Below are 22,341 nucleotides of genomic sequence, written 5' to 3'. Positions count from 1 at the left end.
ATAAGTTAGCAAAACTTCCCTTTTACGGAAAATACTGATAAACAGGAACTAAAATAGAGCTTAGCCAACAGAGCCAATATTTGTTAATTATGATAGTTTTCTAACTAACTCTCTGATATTGTCTTACTTTTGTAGGAAAAGTCTAACAGAGCGTATAATATAAAGAGTCTATTTTCTGCAATGAATGAAGAACACATAGCCGCATCAAGGCAATTCTTACAAATACTGGCCGTATGTATTTGTTTATTTTTTACCTGTACTTATTCCGGTAAAGCCAGCAATAAAGACAGTAACCAATATGGTTATGTACTTATATTGAACAGTTACAACGAGTCTTCCCCATGGAGCAACAGTCTCACAGCCCCTATTATGCATAAAATGGCTGAAATCAAAGAAATAGATGCCTATATTGAGCACCTGAACCTCCTGATGGTCAATGACTCAATCATGGCCAGCAAGTTTCCTCAGTTATTGCTGAAAAAATATGGAAAAGTCCCTCCTAGATTATTGATTATGCTGGGAAGTATGAGCATGGTCTTCAGAGAAGAGGTGAAAGAAATATGGGGAGATGTACCTATTTTGGTATGCGGATCAGACCCTTATGTCTATGCGGAAGAGTATTACAGGAAACAGGATACGGCAACTCCCAAAGAAAAAATCTATGTAGACAGCTTAAGGGATGACTACAATATTACTTTTATGCATACTCCCGCCTATCTGGAAGAAAGCGTAAAGTTGATGCTGCACATGATTCCCAATATGAAAAAGCTCATCTTCTTGGGAGATGGCATTTATCCCAATCCTGAATACAATAAGCAATTACAGGATATAGTGAATCAAAAATATCCTTTTCTTCAGTACCAGTTCATATCCTCTTATAATTATACTTTGCCCGAACTATATGATGCTTTAAGAAATGCCGATAAAGAAACTGGTATTCTGACCTCTACCTGGTTTACAGAGACTTTAACATCGAAAAAGATGTTGATTAATGCCTATCGAAGCCTTTCCAGCATCGCTGCTCCCCTCTTCTCTATCCGATATGCGGGAATGGACGATGGCGGAATGGTAGGAGGATATATGTATAATGAGAAATTGTTTATCAATGAGCTTTTTAAGAAAATACAGCAAATACTGAACGGAAAGCCGGCCAGGGCCATTCCTTTCTTCTCGCCCACAAACGCGCACCCGACATTCAATTACATGACATTAACCCAGAAAGGCCTTCATCCTAAACTGTGTCCACCCGATACCATATTCTATGACAAACCGGAAAACTTCTTCAAGAAATACAGATGGGCGATTATTGGTGTATTCATAACCTTCTTACTCATAGCTATGATTCAGCAAAAGCGCATACGAATATTGAAAGAGCTCAAAAGAGTACAAAAACAAGAATTCGAAAATCAAGTGAGATACACAAACCTCATCGACAATATGCCTATCCTCTACATGAAAGAGAAAGTGATTAGAAATGAAAATGGAAATATTGTCGAAACAATTTTTTGTGATGTCAACCGTTTCTTTGAGACTTCTTTCCAGAAAAAGGAAAACATAATCGGGAAAAAAGGCTCCGAACTGTTTCCTGAATCCATGGGGGAATTTACTCGTTTCATGGAAACAGCCTTGAGGGAAAAACGTTCCATCACATTCCCTTATTACTTTAAAGATGTGGATACGTTTTATGATATCGTGCTCAGTCCGTCTATGGAAGAGGATACGGTGGACATTTTCTGTCTCGACAGTACAGAGCTGCATAACGCACAACAGATGTTGAGTTCTACCAACCATAAGTTATCCATGGCCTTGGAAATAGCCAATATCATCCCTTGGAAATGGAATCTGAAGGAACACTCCATTCTATGTGATATCAACCGGCCGGTTCTTATGACAGCCATATCGGGAGACATCAAAGAAGAGCAGTTAAGTGTGTCGGAAGAACAGTATTTCTCTAAGATACTTAAAGAAGACCGCCCAAGAGTCATACAAGCCTTCCATGATTTAATAGAAGGAAAAATCAGTAAGGTGAAAGAAGAATACCGCGTACTGAACAAAGGAAAGGCCGGAAGAAAAATCGACTGGGTGGAAGCACAGGCTGCCGTCGAGACCAGAGACGAACAAAACAGACCGCTCACATTGGTCGGTTCCTCATTGGTCATTACAGATAGAAAGATGATGCAGAAAGAACTGTTGTCGGCCAAAGACCGTGCGGAAGAATCCAACCGCCTCAAATCTGCTTTCCTCGCCAATATGAGCCATGAAATTCGTACTCCTCTGAATGCCATCATCGGATTCTCAAATATTTTGGCCTCAACAGAAGAGGAAGTGGAAAAACAGGAGTACATCAATATTATCGAAAGTAATAATACACTGCTGTTGCAACTTATCAGTGATATATTAGACTTGTCAAAAATTGAGGCCGGCACTCTGGAGTTCAGTTATTCGAATGTAGACCTGAACGAAATCATAAAGGAAATAGAAAACATCACCCAATGCCGTATGGAAGGAAGTGAGGTGCAACTCATTACAGAAACTCCTCTCTCCTCCTGCTTCATTCGTACAGAAAAGAACCGGCTTATGCAGGTTATCAATAACTTCCTCACAAATGCCATAAAGTTTACCAAAAAGGGAAGCATCACGTTCGGATACGAGATACGCGGTAAGATGCTATACTTCCATGTCACAGACACTGGATGCGGCATCCCTGCCAATAAAAAAAATTCGATATTCGGACGGTTTGTCAAACTGAACTCTTTTGCACAAGGCACAGGACTGGGGCTCTCTATCTGTCAGACAATCATAGAGCACATGAATGGAACGATAGGGGTGGAATCAGAGGAAGGAAAGGGTTCTACATTCTGGTTTACCATCCCCTATCAACCGGCTCAATTGAGCGAAAAGAAAACAGAAGAATTTCAGCCGATTACCGTTCAAAAAGACAAGCTGACCATTTTGATAGCCGAAGACAACGAAAGCAACTACCGCTTGTTCCAGTCTATTCTGCGGAAAGATTATTCCCTTATTCATGCCTGGGATGGTCAGGAAGCAGTAGAAAAATTTAAGGAACACCAACCTCAAATCATCTTAATGGACATAAATATGCCGAGAATGGACGGTTATGAAGCTACCAAAGAAATAAGGAAGCTATCTGCTGATGTGCCTATCATTGCCATAACCGCTTTTGCTTATGCATCTGACGAACAAAGAGCAATGGAAAACGGATTTGACGGATATATGTCCAAGCCCATCAATGCACCGCTGCTGAAACAACAAATAGCATCCATCCTGCAAAAGAGAATCATATTCTTATGATACCTCCAAGAAAAAACGCGAGTCATGAAGATGTGTCAAAACTTCCCTTTTATCGAAATCGGGGTTGTGTCAAAACGTGGATAATGCTGTCGTTTCGTTCGTAGGGGCGAGGTTCGCTCGCCCGAAAACAGTTTACTTTGTGTCTTCGGGCAGGCAAACCCTGCCCCTACAGCTGACGATGGGATAGGCCGGTTTAGTTTCGACACACCCTCGACTTTTAGTTTATGAGCGTTTCGACACACCCTCATGACCCACAACATTTTCGGCCATGTGCCGACCGGAACAGACCGATAGATTAATTCGTAATCTTTACTCCTATGAAATAAGTCCGTGGCTGTGTGGGGCCATAGAAATAACCGGAATCACGGAAACCTCCCTTATCCAAATCTTTTTGGAAAGCATTGAAGATATTCTGAACGCCGCCGTTCAACTGTAACTTGATGTGGTCGTTCAGCACAAAGGTATAGTTCAATTTCAGATTCAAATCAAAAAAATCGGGAGTATGTACCAATTCGTCCTGCTGAATATAACTGTATTCATAATTCTCGGGTATCACACTAAAGTCAGGTGCCAGATGGGGAACGTGCATACGTCCTGTATATACGCCCGACACCGACATATCAAAGTTCTTAAAAGGAGCACTGGTCAAAGTGAAATAACCATAATAGTCGGGAGTACGGGGCATAAACTTGGTCGGCTCCACATGCTCGTCCTCGCTCCAGCTTTCGTATTTGGTATAACGGCTGCGCTGAACCGTAAAGCCCACCTGTAAAGCCAAATCCCGTCCGTGAGCAAGTTTTCCGTCAAGATTGACACCATATACGCGAGCTCCATTACCATTACGACGCTCTTTAACGGTGTTTCCCTGTTCATCCTGCCCTATCTTTTCCAACACAAACACATCATCGAGCCCTGTATAGAAAGCTTCCAGCAAAAGGTTAGTCTGCCAATGTCCTATATTGGCAGTCCAATCCACAGAACCGCTGAAGCTATTGGAATGTTCGGGCTTTAACCCATCCGCCAACTTTATCAACACACCTTCGCCTCCCACAGCAGTCACATGCAAATCTTCATCGTACGCCTGCGGAGCACGAAAACCGGTAGACCAAGTTAATCGGGCCTGAAGCTTCTCAGTCGGTTTATATAAAAGATTCACACGCGGACTGAAGATAGGATTATCAATCAGATTATGACTGTCTACTCTGAAACCTGCCAACAATGTGAAATAGTTCATTTTCCATTCGTTCTGTACAAACCCGCTGGCAATGCGCACATCCTGTTTCATATCCCGATGATAACCCAACATGATGTCGTGCAAAGAGTTGTTCTGATATTCCAGGCCGGCAGTAAAGGTAGCCGGTGAGAAGAGCACTTTTTCAAAATTGCCGACATACATACCTCCGGCAACCCAAGTCAGATCTTTTGTCTTGCCGTATGCATCGGGATTTTGCTGGGCACCATAATAACTGTTACGATCAGTGTGCTGAACAGACGAGTAGAAGGACAGTTTATGCTTGTACTCCTTCCAGAAGATGTCGTAACTCAGCCCTCCGCTGTTAATCACATGTTTGGTCTGTTCTGTGATATCCGTTTCAAAAGGTTCCAAATCAAATTTGTTTCCACCCCGGCGGAATTCATTCGTCGTGTGATATTCCAAACTGATTCTGCTGAACTGAGTGGGACGGTAATAGGTGCGCAAACCGAAGGTATTCATATTCAGTTTACCCAATTCGGAGAACCCATCTCCGTCTGCATCATAAGGGTTACGGTTGCGATATGACTGATAGAGGGCAATGCCGTAGGTGTTATCTTTAGAGACTAACGAAGCATTGGCACCCATATATTGTTCCCACACTTTACCATTCATGTTCGACAGGGTGGACGACACCTGAAATGAGTTGCTTACCGGATCTTTTGTTATGATATTGATGGTTCCGCCCACCGCATTCGCACCAAACAAGGCAGAACCTCCCCCGCGCACCACCTCTACACGGTCAATCATATTCACCGGAATCTGCTCCAGCCCATACACGCCCGACAATGCACTCACCACCGGACGGCTGTTAATCAGAATCTGGGAATAAGGCCCTTCCAGTCCGTTGATACGCACTTGGGGGAAGCCACAGTTCTGACAGTTATTTTCTACCCGAAGTCCCGACTGATAATTCAAAGACTTAGCCAAGTCCGTAGAGTTTACAGTTTCAAATAGCTTTGAATTCATCACATTCACCACCACAGGCGCCACACGGCGGCTCACCTCATTCCGATTAGCTGAGACCACCACTTCGTCGGTCAAAATACTGTCATCATTCATCAGGAAGTGTACGTCCACCGTAAAGTCATTGCTCACGGTTATTTTCTTTTCCTGAGTCTCGTAGCCCAACAATTGCACACGCAATGTATATTTTCCTGCCGGAATCTTCTTAAAAACAAACTCCCCATTCTCATCCGACACAGTTCCCTGCCCCGTCTCTACAATCAAGATAGTGGCATAAGGCAAGCTTGCTTCCGTTCCCTTCTCTATTACGTGACCGGAAATTACATTACCAACTTTCACAGGATTTACATCTTCGGCGTACACAGTCATGCCCGCACCCATCACCATGAGCACGAGCAATAAAATATATTGTCTCATTATTAAGTTGTCTTACTGTTAAATTATAAATAAAAGGATTCTATAAGGTCTCTATATCGCGTTTCAGAAAACTTCAAGAAGTTTTCAAAAAAGACTTCGACCTTTTTTAAAAAGACAATTGTCTTTTTCGTACCAAGTTTTAATATTTCAACAGTAAGCAGGAGGAGCGCGCAGGTGAACGCAATGCGTGTGAGGCGCAATAGGGCGGAAAGTATTCGCATTCAGTCTCAGAACATACAGCACCGGACATTCCACAGTCACATAGCTTGCCCCTACCTCCGGTTCAATCGTTTGATAGGAGCCAATGTGAGCGATGGTTATCACCTGCCCCGCAGTATGTGTATGATGGTCGCCCGATGAAGGATGAGAGTGTACAATCATCACACCGTTAATGATATGTACGTGAGTAAACATAGTGATGCTTACCTGGTACGTCAGAAACAGTGCCAGCAGAAATAACGGAGCTAATATGTACCTTCTCTTACTCAAATCTTCCCAGACAAAAAAATCTTGTTTTCAATATCTTATATTATTGTAGAAATCACTCTTTGTCCTCTCCAAAGAGCAACTTATAATCTCTTTTCGCAGCCGGCACAGTCCATTCTTCGGGAATGAATTTCCATTGGTGCATAGCGTGCGGATACAAGTTCTTTTGCTGTTCGATGTATTGCATCAGATAGTAACGCAAATCTTTATCCGTTGCAAAGACAATACGCTTGGACAAGTCCTCTTTTGCTATTCCGGCTCCTACAGTGAGCAAATCGCCACCGCCATTGCCACGATAAGAGTTCAACGCCACTTTATACATTTTGTTCATATCGAACGGAGTGCCGTCCGCCATACTCAGGATATTTATTTTCTCGCCCTGAGGCTTTGTTACATCTACCGTATAATTAATGCCGGCAGCAGAATCAAAGTTGAAACTGTAATACTCAAAGTTAGCACGCTTACCCTCTTCTATCGGTTGCTTGAATAACAACAAATGGTCATTGGCGTCTTTCATCCGGTTGGTCCACATGGCATATGACATTTCCAGAAAACCTTTAATCTCTTTACCGCTCAACTCCATCACATAAAGCATATTCTCATATTTATACAGATTGAACATATCGCTCACCAGTATTTCGCCTTCAGGAATTTCGGCCTTGAAAGACAATGGAGCACATAAAGAAATATCCGCTCCCGATATATCCAACTGCAATTTATGAATCAAATCTATAAACGGCGAAGAGCCGAAGTAAGCGTCTTTGGTGGAAATCGTTCTCGAAATCTTTCCTATTTTCTGCGATACAAAATCATTGACCGCTTTATATTGTGGAGCAAAATGTGCCATAAACTCTTTACTTACCGGATATTTGTTCATATCCTCCAGCTTTCCATTCACCGATTTAGACACTACTTTTCCGTTCTTCAACTTTACCTTCAGCGTCACATCGGATACCACATTCGCATTACTTGCCGGATCAATCACCAGCACACTGTCTCCTTTGACATTGGCAACTTTCACACAAGCGCGTGTATGGTCATGTCCAATCAATACCATATCAAAGCCCGGCACCTTCTTGGCTATGTCCATAGAAGGATCTTCCACCACACTGCCCAGTACATTACCTGATTTTCCGGCGTGGAACAAACCAATCAGCACGTCAGGTTTTTCTTTCTTCCTGATGATATCCACCCAACGGACGGCACATGCCTGCATATCTTCAAAACGAAGTCCGCTCCACAGCTTCTCGGGCAACCAAGAAGGAATGGCAGGAGTAATCATGCCCAGAATGGCAATCTTCACGCCATCGCGGTTGATTATTTCGTAAGGTTTCAGATAAGGCTTGCCTGTGGCATTATCCACTATGTTGGCTCCCAATATGGGGAACTTGCATTGCTTTATCCAGCGGTCATACACAGCATGTCCGGTTTCTACATCATGATTTCCCATATTGCCCACCGCATACCCCATGAAGTTCTGCATCTCGGCTACCACATGAGTAGAAACCGTGTCGATGAAATTGTAGTAATACGCGGTAGGCTGTCCCTGAAGGATATCACCGTTATCAACCAAAATACAATTGTCTCCATATAACTTGCGCTGCTCCTTGACATAAGAATAAACACGCGCCAAACTTCCGTTCCACTCTTTTCTCTCTATAAAGTTATAAGGAAAGAAATTACCGTGTACGTCACTCGTTTCTATTATCTTTATCTCTACCTCTTTCACATTATCAGCTGCCGTCAGCTTTATTCCGGCCCATAGCAAAGCCGCCAAACATATTAAATATTTCATACTACACCTATTATTTTTTATTCAACGGATGAGTGAACACAAATCGTGCCCCTTCTCTATAGTTCTTATCCACCCAGATTTTACCGCCCAGATTCTCCACAATCAACTTGCAGATAGAGAGCCCCAAACCTGTACCCTGGGAATATTCATTCAATTTCTCAAACCGCTCAAAAACCCTTTCGCTCTTATTGACAGGGATACCACATCCGGTATCTGTCACCGAGAACTCCAAACAGTTATTCTCCTTATTTATCTTGATTGCCAAACGGATAGAACCGGAAGGCGTAAATTTGGCGGCATTGGAAAGAAGATTAATCAGCACCTGCTTCAGGCGTTGTGCATCTGTCTTCAATATCAACGAAGCCACCGGAGTTTCAAACTGAAACATAGCCTGAGTACGGCGGGCATACTCTGCCGTAGTCAATGCCGTTTGGCACAGTTCCACCACATCACACTCCTCTTCCACAAACTTAATACGCCCCGACTCCATGCGGGAAATATCAAGAATATCGTTAATGAGGTGAAGCAATAAATNTAGCCTGAGTACGGCGGGCATACTCTGCCGTAGTCAATGCCGTTTGGCACAGTTCCACCACATCACACTCCTCTTCCACAAACTTAATACGCCCCGACTCCATGCGGGAAATATCAAGAATATCGTTAATGAGGTGAAGCAATAAATCAGAATTCTTTTGAATGATATCGCAATACTGTGCCTTTTCTTCACTCGTGGCGTCATCACCGACCAACACACTGGAAAAGCCGACAATGGCATTCAGCGGTGTGCGTATCTCATGACTCATATTAGCCAGGAAAGCCGTTTTCAATCTGTTTGCCTCTTCCGCTTTCTCCTTGGCAACCAACAGTTCTTCACCGGATTTTTCCAAATTATCCTTCAAATGATTGATGCGGACAATGTAATATACGGCTATCAGGAAGCAGGCTATCAGGAACATAAATGCCGCTACGACTCCGATTACCCAAGATTTGTATTGCTCATAAAATCCGGGAGTCCTATTCACCAGCTCGGCACCTTTGGGCAGATGGATGGAATCCAGTCCAAATTGATGCATCCGCTTTACATCAAACACATAATGGCCGGGGACAGGCACAACACCAATTTCCTTGTCGGCCTTGCCGTCTAAAAGGCTATATGCAGCATCGGCAATTTCTTTTCCCACCTTATGATAAACCGGAGTATAACCTCCTAAAGCCCAATGTCCCAAACCGACAGATGCAATGGTAAAGACCGGCAATGTAGGATTGGCGTCACGCAACATATACGTCGTGTTGCCCATCACATAGTTTTCCGTACAGTCTATGCGCCACGTACCCACCAGTACGCAGACATCGCCCGATAAATGGCGTATCCTCTCGCTGACCTCCAGAAAACTACTGGTCCGACCGTCAAGCAACATCAGTTCCAGTTCGGGATATTTTTGCATCTCCTTCTTTACAAAAGCCTGCATGGAAAGACCACCATACGTGTTATCCGAGATAAACGCGACTTTCTTCAGATTCGGATAAAAACGACGCATCAGCTCAATATTCTTGTCCACATTATACTGATAGACATAACCGGAAACAATATTATAATCGGGAAAATCTTTAAAGATGTCCTTGCTATCGGGAGACCATTTTACCAAATCCACACTGTCTTCGGGCAAGACAACGGTATTTGCACTCACCATTCCGCAAATGGCAGGGGTTTTCTTGGCTATCTCTGAATCCTGAGAGATGAAAGCCGCCCACGCTTCCTGTCCCAACAATATAATCAGTGAAGGTGCCGAAGTGCGTTCATATTTTTCAAGAATAGAAGCCATGCGTTCTTTCCACTGGTGAGCCTCGGACAAGTTCTTGCAGTTCATGCTTTCTATCGTAATGAGACGCTTGCCTCCCCGCAGTTTATACTCGTCCATAAAAGCAGACAAGTTGTCAGAGATACTACGTGTTTCGGGATTATAAGAAGTGATAATCAGAATCGTACCGTCTGTGGTCACTTCAGCCTTTAACGGACGTAAAAATCCAACCGTAAGCAGCATGACTAACAGTAGAAATCGGTATATTATTATCACTTTTTTCATTCTCTTTCAGAATAAATCTAAAAAATACAGGTGCAAAGATAATAAAATAAATTATAGCACAACTAATTGGCATGTATTTTGTTTCCCTCATAACAGACGAAATTTAACTAAAAACAATATGGCTTACATCGATTATTACAAAGTATTGGGAGTGGACAAAAACGCCACCCAAGATGATATCAAAAAGGCTTTCCGAAAGTTAGCCCGCAAATATCATCCTGACCTAAATCCTAACGACCCTTCGGCCAAAGATAAATTTCAGGAGATAAATGAAGCTAACGAGGTTTTGGGTGATCCGGAAAAGCGAAAGAAATACGACGAATACGGCGAACACTGGAAACATGCCGATGAATTTGAGAAACAAAAGCAACAATACGGAACCGGAGGCTTTGGAGGCAGGGCCGGCGGATTCGGTTCTGACGGAAACGGCTCGTACTGGTATTCTTCCAATGGCGAAGAAGGTTTCGGAGGAGGCGGAGGATTCGGCGGTAATGCCGGCGGCTTCTCTGATTTCTTCGAAGAGTTGTTCGGACATCGGGGAGCGGGAGCCGGCAGCGGACGAGGTGCCGGATTCCGAGGACAAGATTATAACGCCGAGTTACAACTGTCACTGCGCGAGGCTGCCGTGACACATAAGCAGGTGCTCAACGTGAACGGTAAGAATATCCGCATCACAGTTCCTGCCGGCATTGCCAACGGACAAACCATCAAATTGCGCGGGCATGGCGCACCGGGAGTAAACGGAGGGCCTAACGGCGACCTCTATATCACCTTCGTCATACCAGACGACCCTGTGTTCAAACGTTTAGGCAATGACCTCTATGTCACTGCCCCACTCAATCTTTATACAGCCGTGCTGGGCGGTGAAGAAACCGTAGACACCCTGGACGGAAAAGTTAAGCTGAAAGTGAAACCCGAAACCCAAAACGGCACCAAAGTCCGTTTGAAAGGAAAAGGATTCCCTGTCTATAAAGAAGAAGGAAAGTTTGGCGACCTGATTGTGACTTATAACATCACCATCCCCACCAACCTGACTGAACATCAGAAAGAATTGTTCCGCCAACTAAAAAATAGTAACAACTAAAAAAGAGAAGGATTATGCAGACCGATTTAATAATTATCAATGATTATTGTGACCGTTGCCACGTAGACCCGTCGTTTATTGTGGAACTGGAAGAAGACGGGTTAATCAACGTCCAAGTGATTGACGAGGAACGCTATATCCCGGTGTCACAGCTAGCGGAACTAGAGCGTTATACACATTTATACTATGACCTGTCCATCAACATAGCAGGCATAGATGCCATCCACCACATGCTGGAACGGATAGAGTCCTTACAACACCAAGTTCGTTCACTAAAAAGCGAACTGCAATTCTACCGCTAGCAGGAACCATGACATACAGCCCCGAATGAAGGTGTGTGCAAAGCAAAATAACCGTCTTTGCGAACACACCTTCATTTTGTTTTGCGGAAGTAGGGATTTCTGATTAGTAAATATTACCTTTGCACTCCGATAGAAAACGATAAACATGGAATTATTCAGCAAAATGATAGCCACGGCACTGGGCGTTGCCGTGCACCAAGTAAATAACACATTGTCATTGTTGGCCGGAGGCGCCACCATCCCATTTATCAGCCGATACCGCAAAGAAGCAACAGGAGGGCTGGACGAAGTGCAAATTGGCGAGATAAAAGACCGCAACGATAAACTTTGCGAATTGTCCAAACGCAAAGAGACCATTTTATCTACTATTAATGAACAAGGTAAACTGACCGGTGAGTTGCGCACCCGCATAGAATCCTGCTGGGATTCTACCGAACTGGAGGATATATATCTCCCCTATAAGCCCAAACGGAAGACCCGCGCGGAAGCAGCCAGACAAAAAGGCCTGGAACCGCTTGCCACCCTCTTAATGCTGCAACGTGAAAATCATCTGGAAACCCGTATCGGCTCTTTCGTGAAAGGGGAAGTAAAAGACGAAGAAGATGCACTGAAAGGCGCCCGTGACATCATAGCCGAACAAATAAATGAGGATGAGCGCGCCCGCAACCAACTGCGCAATCAATTTTCGCGTCAGGCGGTCATTTCCTCCAAAGTGGTAAAAGGCAAGGAAGAGGAAGCCCTCAAATACCGTGATTACTTCGACTTCAGCGAACCTCTGAAACGATGCACTTCGCATCGGTTGCTCGCCATCCGCCGGGGAGAATCGGAAGGCCTGCTGAAAGTGACTATCAGTCCTGACGACGAGGAATGTAGCGACCGCCTCGAACGGATGTACGTACGTAGCAATAACGAATGTGGACATCAGGTTGCTGAAGCTGTTCGTGATGCCTACAAACGTCTGTTAAAACCATCCATAGAAACAGAGTTCGCCACCCTCAGCAAAGAGAAAGCCGATGCAGAAGCCATCCGCGTCTTTGCCGAAAACCTGCGGCAATTGTTACTCGCCCCTCCCTTGGGACAAAAACGAGTAATGGGGATAGACCCCGGATATCGTACCGGCTGTAAGGTGGTGTGTCTGGATGCACAAGGCACCCTGCTCCACAACGAAACGATTTATCCGCATCCCCCCAGAAGCGAGTATCAGCTCGCCGGACGGAAAATCATCAAATTGGTAGAACAATATGCTATAGAAGCTATCGCTATCGGCAATGGAACTGCAAGTCGGGAAACCGAACAGTTTATCACGTCACAAAGTTACGACCGGGAATTGCAGGTCTTTGTAGTGAGTGAAGACGGTGCGTCTATCTATTCAGCATCCAAAACAGCCCGTGACGAGTTCCCCGATTATGACGTGACTGTACGTGGCGCCGTATCCATCGGACGCCGTTTAATGGATCCATTGGCCGAATTGGTCAAGATTGAAGCCAAATCTATCGGAGTAGGCCAGTATCAGCATGATGTAGACCAAACTCTTTTAAAGAAGTCACTGGACCAAACGGTAGAAAGTTGTGTGAATCTGGTCGGTGTCAATCTAAATACCGCCAGTCGGCATTTACTGACCTACGTTTCAGGTCTTGGCCCCACACTTGCCCAGAATATCGTAGATTACCGTACGGCAAACGGCCCTTTTCATTCCCGAAAGGAGTTGATGAAAGTTCCCCGCATGGGAGCTAAGGCATTCGAGCAATGCGCCGGTTTCCTTCGCATCCCACAGTCAAAGAATCCGTTGGACAATTCGGCTGTCCATCCCGAAAGTTATCCGGTGGTGGAGCATATTGCGAAAGACCTTAATTGTACGGTGGACGACCTAATAAAGAATAAAGAGTTGCGTACCAAAATCGATATTAAGAAGTATGTTTCCGACACAGTCGGGCTTCCCACGCTGACGGATATCATGCAGGAGCTCGACAAGCCGGGGCGTGACCCCCGCCAACAAATCCAAGTGTTTGAATTTGACAAGAACGTGCGCACCATCGATGATTTGAAAGAAGGCATGATACTGCCGGGCATCATAAACAATATCACCAACTTCGGTTGCTTTGTCGACATAGGCATCAAGGAAAACGGCTTAGTACATGTATCCCAGCTCTGCAGGGAATTTGTGAGTGACCCGAGCACCGTAGTCAGGATACATCAGCATGTTCAAGTCAAAGTGATGACTGTCGACAAGGAAAGAAAGAGAATACAATTAACGATGATTTTAGACTGACAATAAAATAAGACAATGGAACAAGAAATTTGCAATTGGTTTGTTTTTTATAAAGACCAGATTCTAATCGTACAGACAGAAAACGGATATCATGTGCCTCGCTGTGCAGAACCTCCCGTGACAATCCCTATCGGCAGCACTATCCACACGATAGGAGAAATGGACGGACTTTCCTGTAAGACTTACTCTCTGTACACTCCCATTCCGGGCTCCGAAAGCCCGACAAGACAAATGGTGGGGCTCCGGGCTTCTTTTGATTTTCTGCCATTGCAAGAATACCAAATGGGAGGCAAGGCTTTCCAAATACTAAACTGGGATCAAAACAGCCGTTACTGTCCGTCATGCGGCGTTCCGACCCATCAAATCTCTCCCATTGCAAAAAAATGTCCGCAATGCCGACAAGAGTTTTATCCGCGTATTTCTCCGGCAATCATCGTACGCATACGAAAAGAAGACAGTATCCTGTTGGTGCATGCCCGTAACTTTCGCGGTACATTCAATGGGCTTGTCGCCGGTTTTCTGGAACCCGGAGAGACACTGGAAGAGTGTGTACACCGCGAAGTAGCGGAAGAAACCGGACTGCACATCAAGAACCTGAAATATTTCGGCAGCCAGCCGTGGCCTTATCCCAGCGGTATCATGATAGGATTTACCGCTGATTATGAAAGCGGTGAAATTAAACTACAGACGGAAGAATTAAATGCCGGAGCTTTCTATTCTAAAGACAACCTGCCTGAAATACCGGGAAAACTCAGTCTGGCAAGAAAATTGATAGATGACTGGTTGGGTGAAAATAGTCAAACGGATTTAGGATAATTACAATTAGTATTTGCTATCTTTGCATTATGGAATGGTTAAATAGTCTATTTTTCGAGCATACTCCCTTACAGGCGGTAGTCATCCTGTCGATAATTATTGCCGTAGGTCTCGGCTTGGGTAAGATTCATGTATTCGGAATCTCCCTGGGAGTTACCTTTGTTTTTTTTGCCGGTATTCTGGCAGGACATTTGGGATTCTCCATCGACTCCAACATGCTGAATTATGCCGAAAGTTTCGGCTTGGTGCTCTTTGTTTATGAATTAGGATTGCAAGTAGGTCCGGGCTTTTTCAGTTCTTTCCGAAAGGGAGGGGTCCAACTTAATATGCTTGGTATGGGAGTGGTGCTGATTGGTACAGTGATGACTGTGGCATTAAGTAAACTCACTACTATCCCGATGAGCGACATGGTAGGTATCCTCTGTGGAGCTACGACCAACACTCCCGCTTTGGGAGCCGCCCAACAGACTTTAAAACAACTCGGCGAACCGGCCAATGGAGCAGCTTTGAGTTGTGCAGTGACTTATCCGCTGGGAGTGGTCGGTGTCATCCTTGCCATGCTGGTGGTTCGCAAGCTTTTTGTACGCCCCTCGGATATAGAGACAAACGATCACGAAGATACCAACCAGACTTTCATCGCTACCTTTAAAATACACAACCCCGCTATTTTTAATAAAAGCATCAAAGAAGTAGCCGAATTGAGTTATCCCAAATTTGTCATCTCCCGCTTGTGGAGAGACGGAACTGTGAGTATTCCCACTTCCGAAAAGGTATTGAAAGAAGACGACCGCTTGCTGGTCATCGCTACCGAAAAGGACGCCCCTACCCTTACCATTCTTTTCGGCGAACAGGAAGCTCAGGACTGGAATAAAAAAGACATTGACTGGAATGCTATCGACAGCCAGTTGATTTCCAAGCACATTGTTGTCAGCCGTCCTGAAATCAATGGGAAAAAACTTGGTTCGCTACGTCTGCGCAACAGCTATGGAATCAATATCAGCCGTGTGATGCGCAGTGGGGTGCAATTGCTTGCAACTCCGGGATTAATCCTCCAATTAGGTGACCGGCTCACAGTGGTAGGCGAAGCGAAAGCCATAGAAAACGTAGAAAAAGTATTGGGAAATACGACTCGTACATTGAAAGACCCCAATCTTGCCGCCATCTTTATCGGCATAGTACTCGGATTGATTCTCGGTTCAATTCCCATCGCTATTCCCGGAGTCAGCACTCCTGTCAAACTCGGACTTGCCGGAGGCCCTATCGTAGTAGGTATCCTTATCGGTTGTTTCGGACCACGTTTCCATCTGATTACATATACGACCCGAAGCGCCAACCTGATGTTGAGAGGAATAGGATTATCACTCTATCTGGCATGTCTGGGTCTGGATGCCGGAGCCCACTTCTTTGAAACTGTAATGCGCCCCGAAGGAGCAATCTGGATTGGCTTGGGATTTGCCATCACTTTTCTTCCAGTCGTAATCATGGCACTTATTGCTTTGCGAATGAGCCATCTGGACTTTGGCAGCACTTGCGGAATGCTGTGCGGAAGCATGGCCAATCCCATGGCGCTTAATTATGCCAACGACACTTTACCCGGTGACAACCCCGCAGTGAGCTATGCCACCGTATATCCGCTGTCCATGTTCAGCCGTGTCATTATTGCACAACTAATACTCATGTTCTTTTTATAAAATATAACCATGAACGCTTATAATCAAATTACCCCCGAAACCATACAGGAAGATATGCGATACCTGCAACTGTTATCGCGCAGCTTCCCGACCATAGCCGATGCCAGTACAGAAATCATCAACCTGGAAGCTATTCTCAACCTTCCCAAAGGAACAGAACACTTTTTGGCGGATTTACATGGAGAATATGAGGCTTTTCAGCACGTATTACGTAATGCTTCGGGAGCTATCAAACGAAAAGTAAACGAAATATTCGGCAATACTTTACGTGAAAATGAGAAGAAAGAACTTTGCACCCTGATTTATTATCCCGAACAAAAGCTGGATCTTATCAAGGGGGTGGAAACAGATATAGACGACTGGTATGTCATTACACTCAACCAATTGGTTCGTGTCTGCCAAAATGTTTCTTCCAAATATACGCGTTCTAAAGTACGGAAAGCACTTCCCAAAGAATTCTCGTACATCATTCAGGAATTGCTGCACGAAAGTTCAATGGTACCCAACAAGCAGGCCTATATCAATGTTATTATAAGTACGATTATCAGCACCCGCCGTGCAGATGATTTCATTATTGCACTTTGTCAACTTATCCAGCGTCTCACTATCGACACACTGCACGTATTAGGAGACATTTTTGACCGCGGCCCCGCTCCCCACCGCATCATGGACATTCTTTGCAACTATCATAATTTTGATGTACAGTGGGGAAATCATGATATTTTATGGATGGGAGCAGCAGCCGGAAACGAATGTTGCATGGCCAATGTACTCAGATTGGCAATGCGTTATGGAAACCTGTCCGTACTTGAAGACGGATATGGTATCAATCTTCTGCCGTTGGCAACCTTTGCCATGGAAACTTATGCCGAAGATCCGTGCAGCCTGTTCGGACCGAAGGTAGAAGGTCAGGAATGTCCTTACAATGAAAAGACCCTGCGCATGATTGCTCAAATGCATAAAGCCATCAGTATCATACAGTTCAAGTTGGAAGCGGAAATAATCAAGCGCCGCCCCGATTTCGAAATGGATGACCGTATGCTACTTCACCGCATTGACTTTGAACGGAATATTCTGACCTTGGACGGAAAAGAATATGAGCTGAAAGACTGTTTCCTGCCAACAGTAGATTCTGCCGATCCCTACAAGTTGACTCCCGAAGAAAGAGAAATAATGAACAAGCTCCATCATTCATTTGTCAGCAGCGAAAAGCTGAAAAAGCACATGCGTTGTTTGTTCCGCTATGGATGCATGTATACCGTAAGTAACTCCAACCTGCTGTTCCATGCTTCTGTTCCTCTAAATGAAGATGGCAGCTTAAAAGAAGTTATGATATCCGGAAAGGCCTATAAAGGTAAAAAACTGCTCGAAAAGGTCGGACACCTGATACGCACAGCCTATTTTGCAGAAGAAGATAATGAAGAGAAGCAATTTGCCATAGACTATGTTTGGTACCTATGGAGTGGCAAGGATTCGCCCGCTTTTGACAAAAACAAGATGGCTACCTTTGAACGCTACTTTCTGAAAGAAAAGGAACTGCACAAAGAAATAAAAGGACACTACTACACTCTTCGCAACGAAGAAAAAGTATGTGACATGCTTTTAGATGAGTTCGGAGTGGTAGGAAAACACCGTCATATCATAAACGGCCATGTTCCGGTTAAGACCATTCAAGGTGAAAACCCGATTAAAGCCAATGGCAAAATGATGGTGATAGACGGAGGATTCTCCAGAGCTTATCATTCAGAAACCGGCATTGCCGGATATACATTAGTCTATCACTCACGCGGCTTCCAGCTAGTCCAGCATGAACCTTTTACATCCATGCAAAAAGCAATAGAAGAAGGACAGGATATTAAATCGAGTACACAAATCGTAGAACTCAGTTCACAAAGGATGATGGTGAAGGACACAGACAAAGGTCGGGAGTTAGTCACCCAAATCAACGATTTGAAAAAACTACTCGTGGCCTACCGCATGGGGCTCATTAAAGAAAAAGCCCTATAAGGACATAAAAAAAGAGGTCGGCAGCTTCACAGTTGCCTTCCTCAACAAACTTTAATGTAATACATCTAAAAAATAAAAATGATATATTTTAAAAGAATCATCTTAACACTTGATTCGTCATCGAATCAGGAAAAACCACTGTTGGTTTAAACGACTTGGCCTCTTCAAAGTCCATCATTGCATAAGACATAATGATTACGATATCTCCCACCTGCACTTTGCGTGCGGCCGCACCATTCAGACAAATACATCCCGAACCGCGCTCTCCTTTGATGATATACGTTTCAAAACGTTCTCCATTATTATTATCTACAATGTGTACTTTCTCACCGGCAATCATATTGGCGGCATCCATCAAATCTTCGTCAATCGTGATACTACCCATATAGTTCAGATTGGCTTCTGTCACGCGGACACAATGAAGTTTAGACTTCAACACTTCAATCATCATAGCTTTTCCTTATATTTTATATTGTCAATCAAGCGTACCTCACCACAAAATACGGTAATGCAACCTACTGCATATTCCGTATCTTCCCAACTGGCAATTTTCTGCAGGTTATTTCCATCCACTATCTCAAAGTATTCCAAACGCAAACCTTTGGAAGCGGCAATAGCATCCTCTACAAACTTTTGAGTTTCTGCCACTGTATGCGATGCAGCAAAAGTACGGCTCTTAAATAAAGTTTGCGATATATTCAATGCATATTCTCTTTCTTCAGGCAAAAGACGTGCGTTACGGCTACTCAAAGCCATGCCGTCTTCTTCGCGAACGATAGGACAACCCACAATCTGCAGTTTGAATTCCATCTGTTTCACCATTTCACGAATAATAGCCAACTGCTGGAAATCTTTCTCGCCGAAATAAGCACGGTCAGGCTCTACAATCATAAATAGTTTGCTTACAATCTGACACACCCCATTAAAATGCCCCGGACGGAATTTTCCTTCCATCACTGTATCCAATGGAGCGTAACTGAATTGGCGTGTATCCGGCTCCGGATAAATTTCTTCCACCGACGGAGCAAAAACAAAAGACGCCCCTACCTTCTCCAGTAATTCACAATCAGCATCCAACGTACGCGGATATTTAATCAAGTCGTTCCGGTCGTTAAACTGGGTAGGATTCACAAAATCACTCACCACCACCACATCATTCTCGGCAACAGCACGTTTCACTAATGAAGCATGACCTGCATGCAACGCTCCCATCGTAGGGACCAAACCGATTGTTTTTCCTATACTACGCAGGGCATTAAGCTCTGACTGAAGCTCTTTAATCGTATGAACTAACTTCATTTTATCTTACTTCTTTTTAAGTGGTTTCCATTAAAACGGCTGCAAAGTAAACCATTATTTTGGAGATAACGAAAAAAAAAACGTTTTATTAGTAACCAAAGATATGCCAATAACGACAACTTCAGCTCGTTATCGGACACAAATATAATACTTTTCCCCCCTTATTATCAGCCCCTTAACAAATCATAAGGAATTATTAAGTGTGTATTTTTGTCTCTCTCAGCTATTTTTTTTATATCTTTGCAAAATGTTTATGAGCAACAAAAAGTTAAGATGAAGGCAAATAAAGTTTTATTTATTACACAAGAGATTACCCCTTACGTTCCCGAATCCGAAATGGCAAACATGGGAAGATATCTTCCTCAGGCTATTCAGGAAAAAGGCAGAGAAATCAGAACTTTTATGCCGAAGTGGGGCAATGTTAATGAACGCAGAAATCAATTACACGAAGTCATTCGCCTGTCGGGTATGAACCTGATTATCGACGATACAGACCATCCGTTGATTATCAAGGTTGCGTCAATCCAAGCCGCCCGCATGCAGGTATATTTCATTGATAATGATGATTATTTCCAGCACCGTCAAATGGTAGCTGATGAAAACGGAGTAGAATACACAGACAATGACGAACGTGCTATCTTCTATGCACGCGGTGTATTGGAAACAGTAAAGAAACTGCGTTGGTGTCCTGACGTTATCCATTGTCAGGGCTGGATGAGTGCATTTGTACCTCTCTACATTAAAAAAGCATATCAGGACGAACCGTCTTTCAGAGATTCTAAAGTTGTATTCTCTGTATTCGGAGATGATTTTAAGTCGGAATTTCAAGGCGATTTAGTCGAGAAGTTGATGCTGAAAGGCATTGAAAGAAGTGATGTAGACAACATTATCAAGACTCCGGCTAATTATGAAGAGCTTTGTAAACTGGCTATCGCCTATTCAGACGGTGTCATCCAAAATAGTGAGAAAGTAAATGAGAATGTAATGAAGTTCGCACGCGAATCAGGTATTCCTGTTCTTGATTACCAATCACCCGAAACCTATGTAGACGCTTTTAATAACTTCTACGATGAAGTTTGGGAGTTTGAAAAGAAATAAATCAATATAGATTACGAAAATGAAAATCAAATATTTATGCGCATTGTTGTTAGCCGCACTTATATACAGTTGCGACGATACGACACCGGGCGTCGGTGATACTACAATTCCGGACGGAGACCACATTCAGGCCGGAGGTAAAATTTATGATGTCACGACTCGTTCTATTTTAGCGGATTCCGTATATGCACGTACCAGTACTGCCTATTTGGGACGTTATACCGACCCTCAGTTCGGTGAATTCACGTCCGACTTTATGGCGCAATTCAACTGTACGGATGATTTCGAGTTCCCCGAAGCTGTGCAAGAGATTACAGGACTGACACTCTTTATCCAGTATACGACATTTTTCGGAGATTCCCTAAACTCCATGCGCATGAGAATTGATACCTTGGACAAGGTAATACCGGAGGGAGACTTGAACACATTTTATACAAATGTAAATCCCGACAATTATTACAACGAAAGTGCCAAACCTATCGCCGTAAAAGCTTACTCGGCAGCCGGAGCTGATGCTCACCTCACTGATACACTTGGCAGCAGATATTATACTCAAACCATAAAATTGCCCACTAATCTTGGGAAATTTATGTATGAGAAATATAAGGAAGATAAAAACAACTATAAGAATGCCGATGCTTTTATCAAGAATGTCTTAAAGGGCATCTATGTACGTTGCACACATGGCGACGGTACTATTCTGTATATCGACAACCTTGACTTGCGTATGCATTTCAGCAGATTGATTAAGAGTTCTTCCAACAAGCTCGACTCTTTGGTAAATACGTTCGCTGATTTTGCCGCAACAAAAGAGGTAATTCAGGCCAATCGTTTCCAGAATTCCGAAAGACTGAAAGAACTGGTGGACAAAGATAATTGTACTTACATAAAGACTCCTGCCGGAATCTATACAGAAGCGACACTGCCTGTTGACGAAATATATGATATGCATCAGAATGATACATTGAATGCTGCGACCCTTTCTTTTACCCGCTTTAACGAAAAGAACAACGGTAGCTTTACAATGGGTATTCCTCAGTATCTATTAATGGTAAGGAAGAAGGAGATGTACTCGTTCTTTGAAGAGAATAAGATTACTGACAATATATCCTCTTTCATCACAAGCTTTACCAGCAGCAGTAATAAATACACTTTCTCCAATATTGCCCAACTGATTACTTACTGCATTGAAGAGAAGAAGAAAGGATTGGCTGATGACCCTGCGTGGGTTGAAAAGAATCCTGATTGGAATAAAGTTGTGCTGATACCTGTAAAGGTGGACTTTGATACAAACAATTCGATTATCGGGGTAAGCAACAGCTTGGGTATGGAGAGTGCTGAGTTGAAAGGCGGCACCAAAGCAGGAAATGAATTAAAGATGCAAGTCTTATATACCAAATTCTAACGGCACGGATTACACACGTTAGTACGCATAGGAGTGTGTCAAAACTATCCCATCGTCA

At 43.8% G+C, this 22,341-nt stretch carries 15 protein-coding genes and 1 pseudogene; 9 read left to right on the top strand and 7 right to left on the bottom strand.

What is annotated here, in order from left to right; genetic code table 11:
• Positions 1-180: 180 nt before the first annotated feature.
• A complete protein-coding gene (locus IR173_RS15985) occupies positions 181-3,312 on the top strand; it encodes an ATP-binding protein (RefSeq protein WP_237040516.1) in 3,132 nt (1,043 codons plus the stop codon).
• A 295-nt stretch (positions 3,313-3,607) separates the two neighbouring features.
• Here IR173_RS15985 and IR173_RS15980 read toward each other — a convergent pair whose 3' ends face one another.
• From IR173_RS15980 to IR173_RS18255, 5 genes and pseudogenes are all read right to left on the bottom strand, one after another.
• Complete coding sequence (locus IR173_RS15980) at positions 3,608-5,947, bottom strand: TonB-dependent receptor (protein WP_237040515.1); 2,340 nt, start codon at positions 5,945-5,947, stop codon at positions 3,608-3,610.
• A 147-nt stretch (positions 5,948-6,094) separates the two neighbouring features.
• On the bottom strand, positions 6,095-6,361 hold the full coding sequence (locus tag IR173_RS15975; RefSeq protein WP_237040514.1) for a hypothetical protein: 267 nt from the start codon (positions 6,359-6,361) through the stop codon (positions 6,095-6,097).
• 127 nt (positions 6,362-6,488) lie between these two features.
• On the bottom strand, positions 6,489-8,228 hold the full coding sequence (locus IR173_RS15970; RefSeq protein ID WP_237040513.1) for a bifunctional metallophosphatase/5'-nucleotidase: 1,740 nt from the start codon (positions 8,226-8,228) through the stop codon (positions 6,489-6,491).
• Positions 8,229-8,238: 10 nt separating this feature from the next.
• Positions 8,239-8,760: pseudogene (locus tag IR173_RS15965) on the bottom strand (sensor histidine kinase); the annotation flags it as partial.
• Positions 8,741-9,031: a sensor histidine kinase gene (locus IR173_RS18255; protein WP_394800681.1), complete on the bottom strand. Its 291-nt coding sequence runs from the start codon at positions 9,029-9,031 to the stop codon at positions 8,741-8,743. The gene IR173_RS18255 and the pseudogene IR173_RS15965, both read right to left, overlap by 20 nt.
• Positions 9,032-10,430: 1,399 nt before the next feature.
• Between IR173_RS18255 and IR173_RS15955 the strand changes: the two genes are divergently transcribed.
• The 6 genes from IR173_RS15955 (at position 10,431) to IR173_RS15930 (ending at position 18,481) form a co-directional block, all read left to right on the top strand.
• A complete protein-coding gene (locus IR173_RS15955; RefSeq protein WP_237040510.1) occupies positions 10,431-11,396 on the top strand; it encodes a DnaJ C-terminal domain-containing protein in 966 nt (321 codons plus the stop codon).
• 14 nt (positions 11,397-11,410) lie between these two features.
• Complete coding sequence (locus IR173_RS15950; protein ID WP_237040509.1) at positions 11,411-11,698, top strand: chaperone modulator CbpM; 288 nt, start codon at positions 11,411-11,413, stop codon at positions 11,696-11,698.
• A gap of 145 nt (positions 11,699-11,843) precedes the next feature.
• Complete coding sequence (locus IR173_RS15945) at positions 11,844-13,967, top strand: Tex family protein (RefSeq protein ID WP_237040508.1); 2,124 nt, start codon at positions 11,844-11,846, stop codon at positions 13,965-13,967.
• Positions 13,968-13,982: 15 nt separating this feature from the next.
• Complete coding sequence (gene nudC / locus IR173_RS15940) at positions 13,983-14,783, top strand: NAD(+) diphosphatase (RefSeq protein WP_237040507.1); 801 nt, start codon at positions 13,983-13,985, stop codon at positions 14,781-14,783.
• Positions 14,784-14,812: 29 nt separating this feature from the next.
• Entirely contained in the window at positions 14,813-16,474 is a 1,662-nt protein-coding gene (locus tag IR173_RS15935; protein WP_237040506.1) for a putative transporter, read from the top strand.
• A 9-nt stretch (positions 16,475-16,483) separates the two neighbouring features.
• Positions 16,484-18,481, top strand: coding sequence for a fructose-1,6-bisphosphatase (locus IR173_RS15930; protein ID WP_237040505.1), 1,998 nt, complete (start codon positions 16,484-16,486; stop codon positions 18,479-18,481).
• A 97-nt stretch (positions 18,482-18,578) separates the two neighbouring features.
• On the opposite strand, the gene panD is transcribed toward IR173_RS15930, so the two are convergent.
• Together panD and panC are read right to left on the bottom strand one after the other, a co-directional pair.
• On the bottom strand, positions 18,579-18,932 hold the full coding sequence (gene panD, locus IR173_RS15925) for an aspartate 1-decarboxylase (protein ID WP_237040504.1): 354 nt from the start codon (positions 18,930-18,932) through the stop codon (positions 18,579-18,581).
• Positions 18,929-19,780, bottom strand: coding sequence for a pantoate--beta-alanine ligase (gene panC, locus IR173_RS15920; RefSeq protein WP_237040503.1), 852 nt, complete (start codon positions 19,778-19,780; stop codon positions 18,929-18,931). The genes panD and panC overlap by 4 nt, the downstream gene beginning before the upstream one ends.
• Before the next feature lie 273 nt (positions 19,781-20,053).
• Between panC and IR173_RS15915 the strand changes: the two genes are divergently transcribed.
• Positions 20,054-20,878, top strand: coding sequence for a glycogen/starch synthase (locus IR173_RS15915; protein ID WP_237040502.1), 825 nt, complete (start codon positions 20,054-20,056; stop codon positions 20,876-20,878).
• 19 nt (positions 20,879-20,897) lie between these two features.
• Complete coding sequence (locus IR173_RS15910) at positions 20,898-22,283, top strand: DUF4270 domain-containing protein (RefSeq protein ID WP_237040501.1); 1,386 nt, start codon at positions 20,898-20,900, stop codon at positions 22,281-22,283.
• Positions 22,284-22,341: the final 58 nt, after the last annotated feature.

The organism is Phocaeicola faecalis (genome assembly GCF_021730445.1).
GTDB lineage: Bacteria > Bacteroidota > Bacteroidia > Bacteroidales > Bacteroidaceae > Phocaeicola > Phocaeicola faecalis.
Note: the sequence above shows the minus strand (reverse complement) of the source record. Positions and strands in the feature narration are given on the sequence as shown.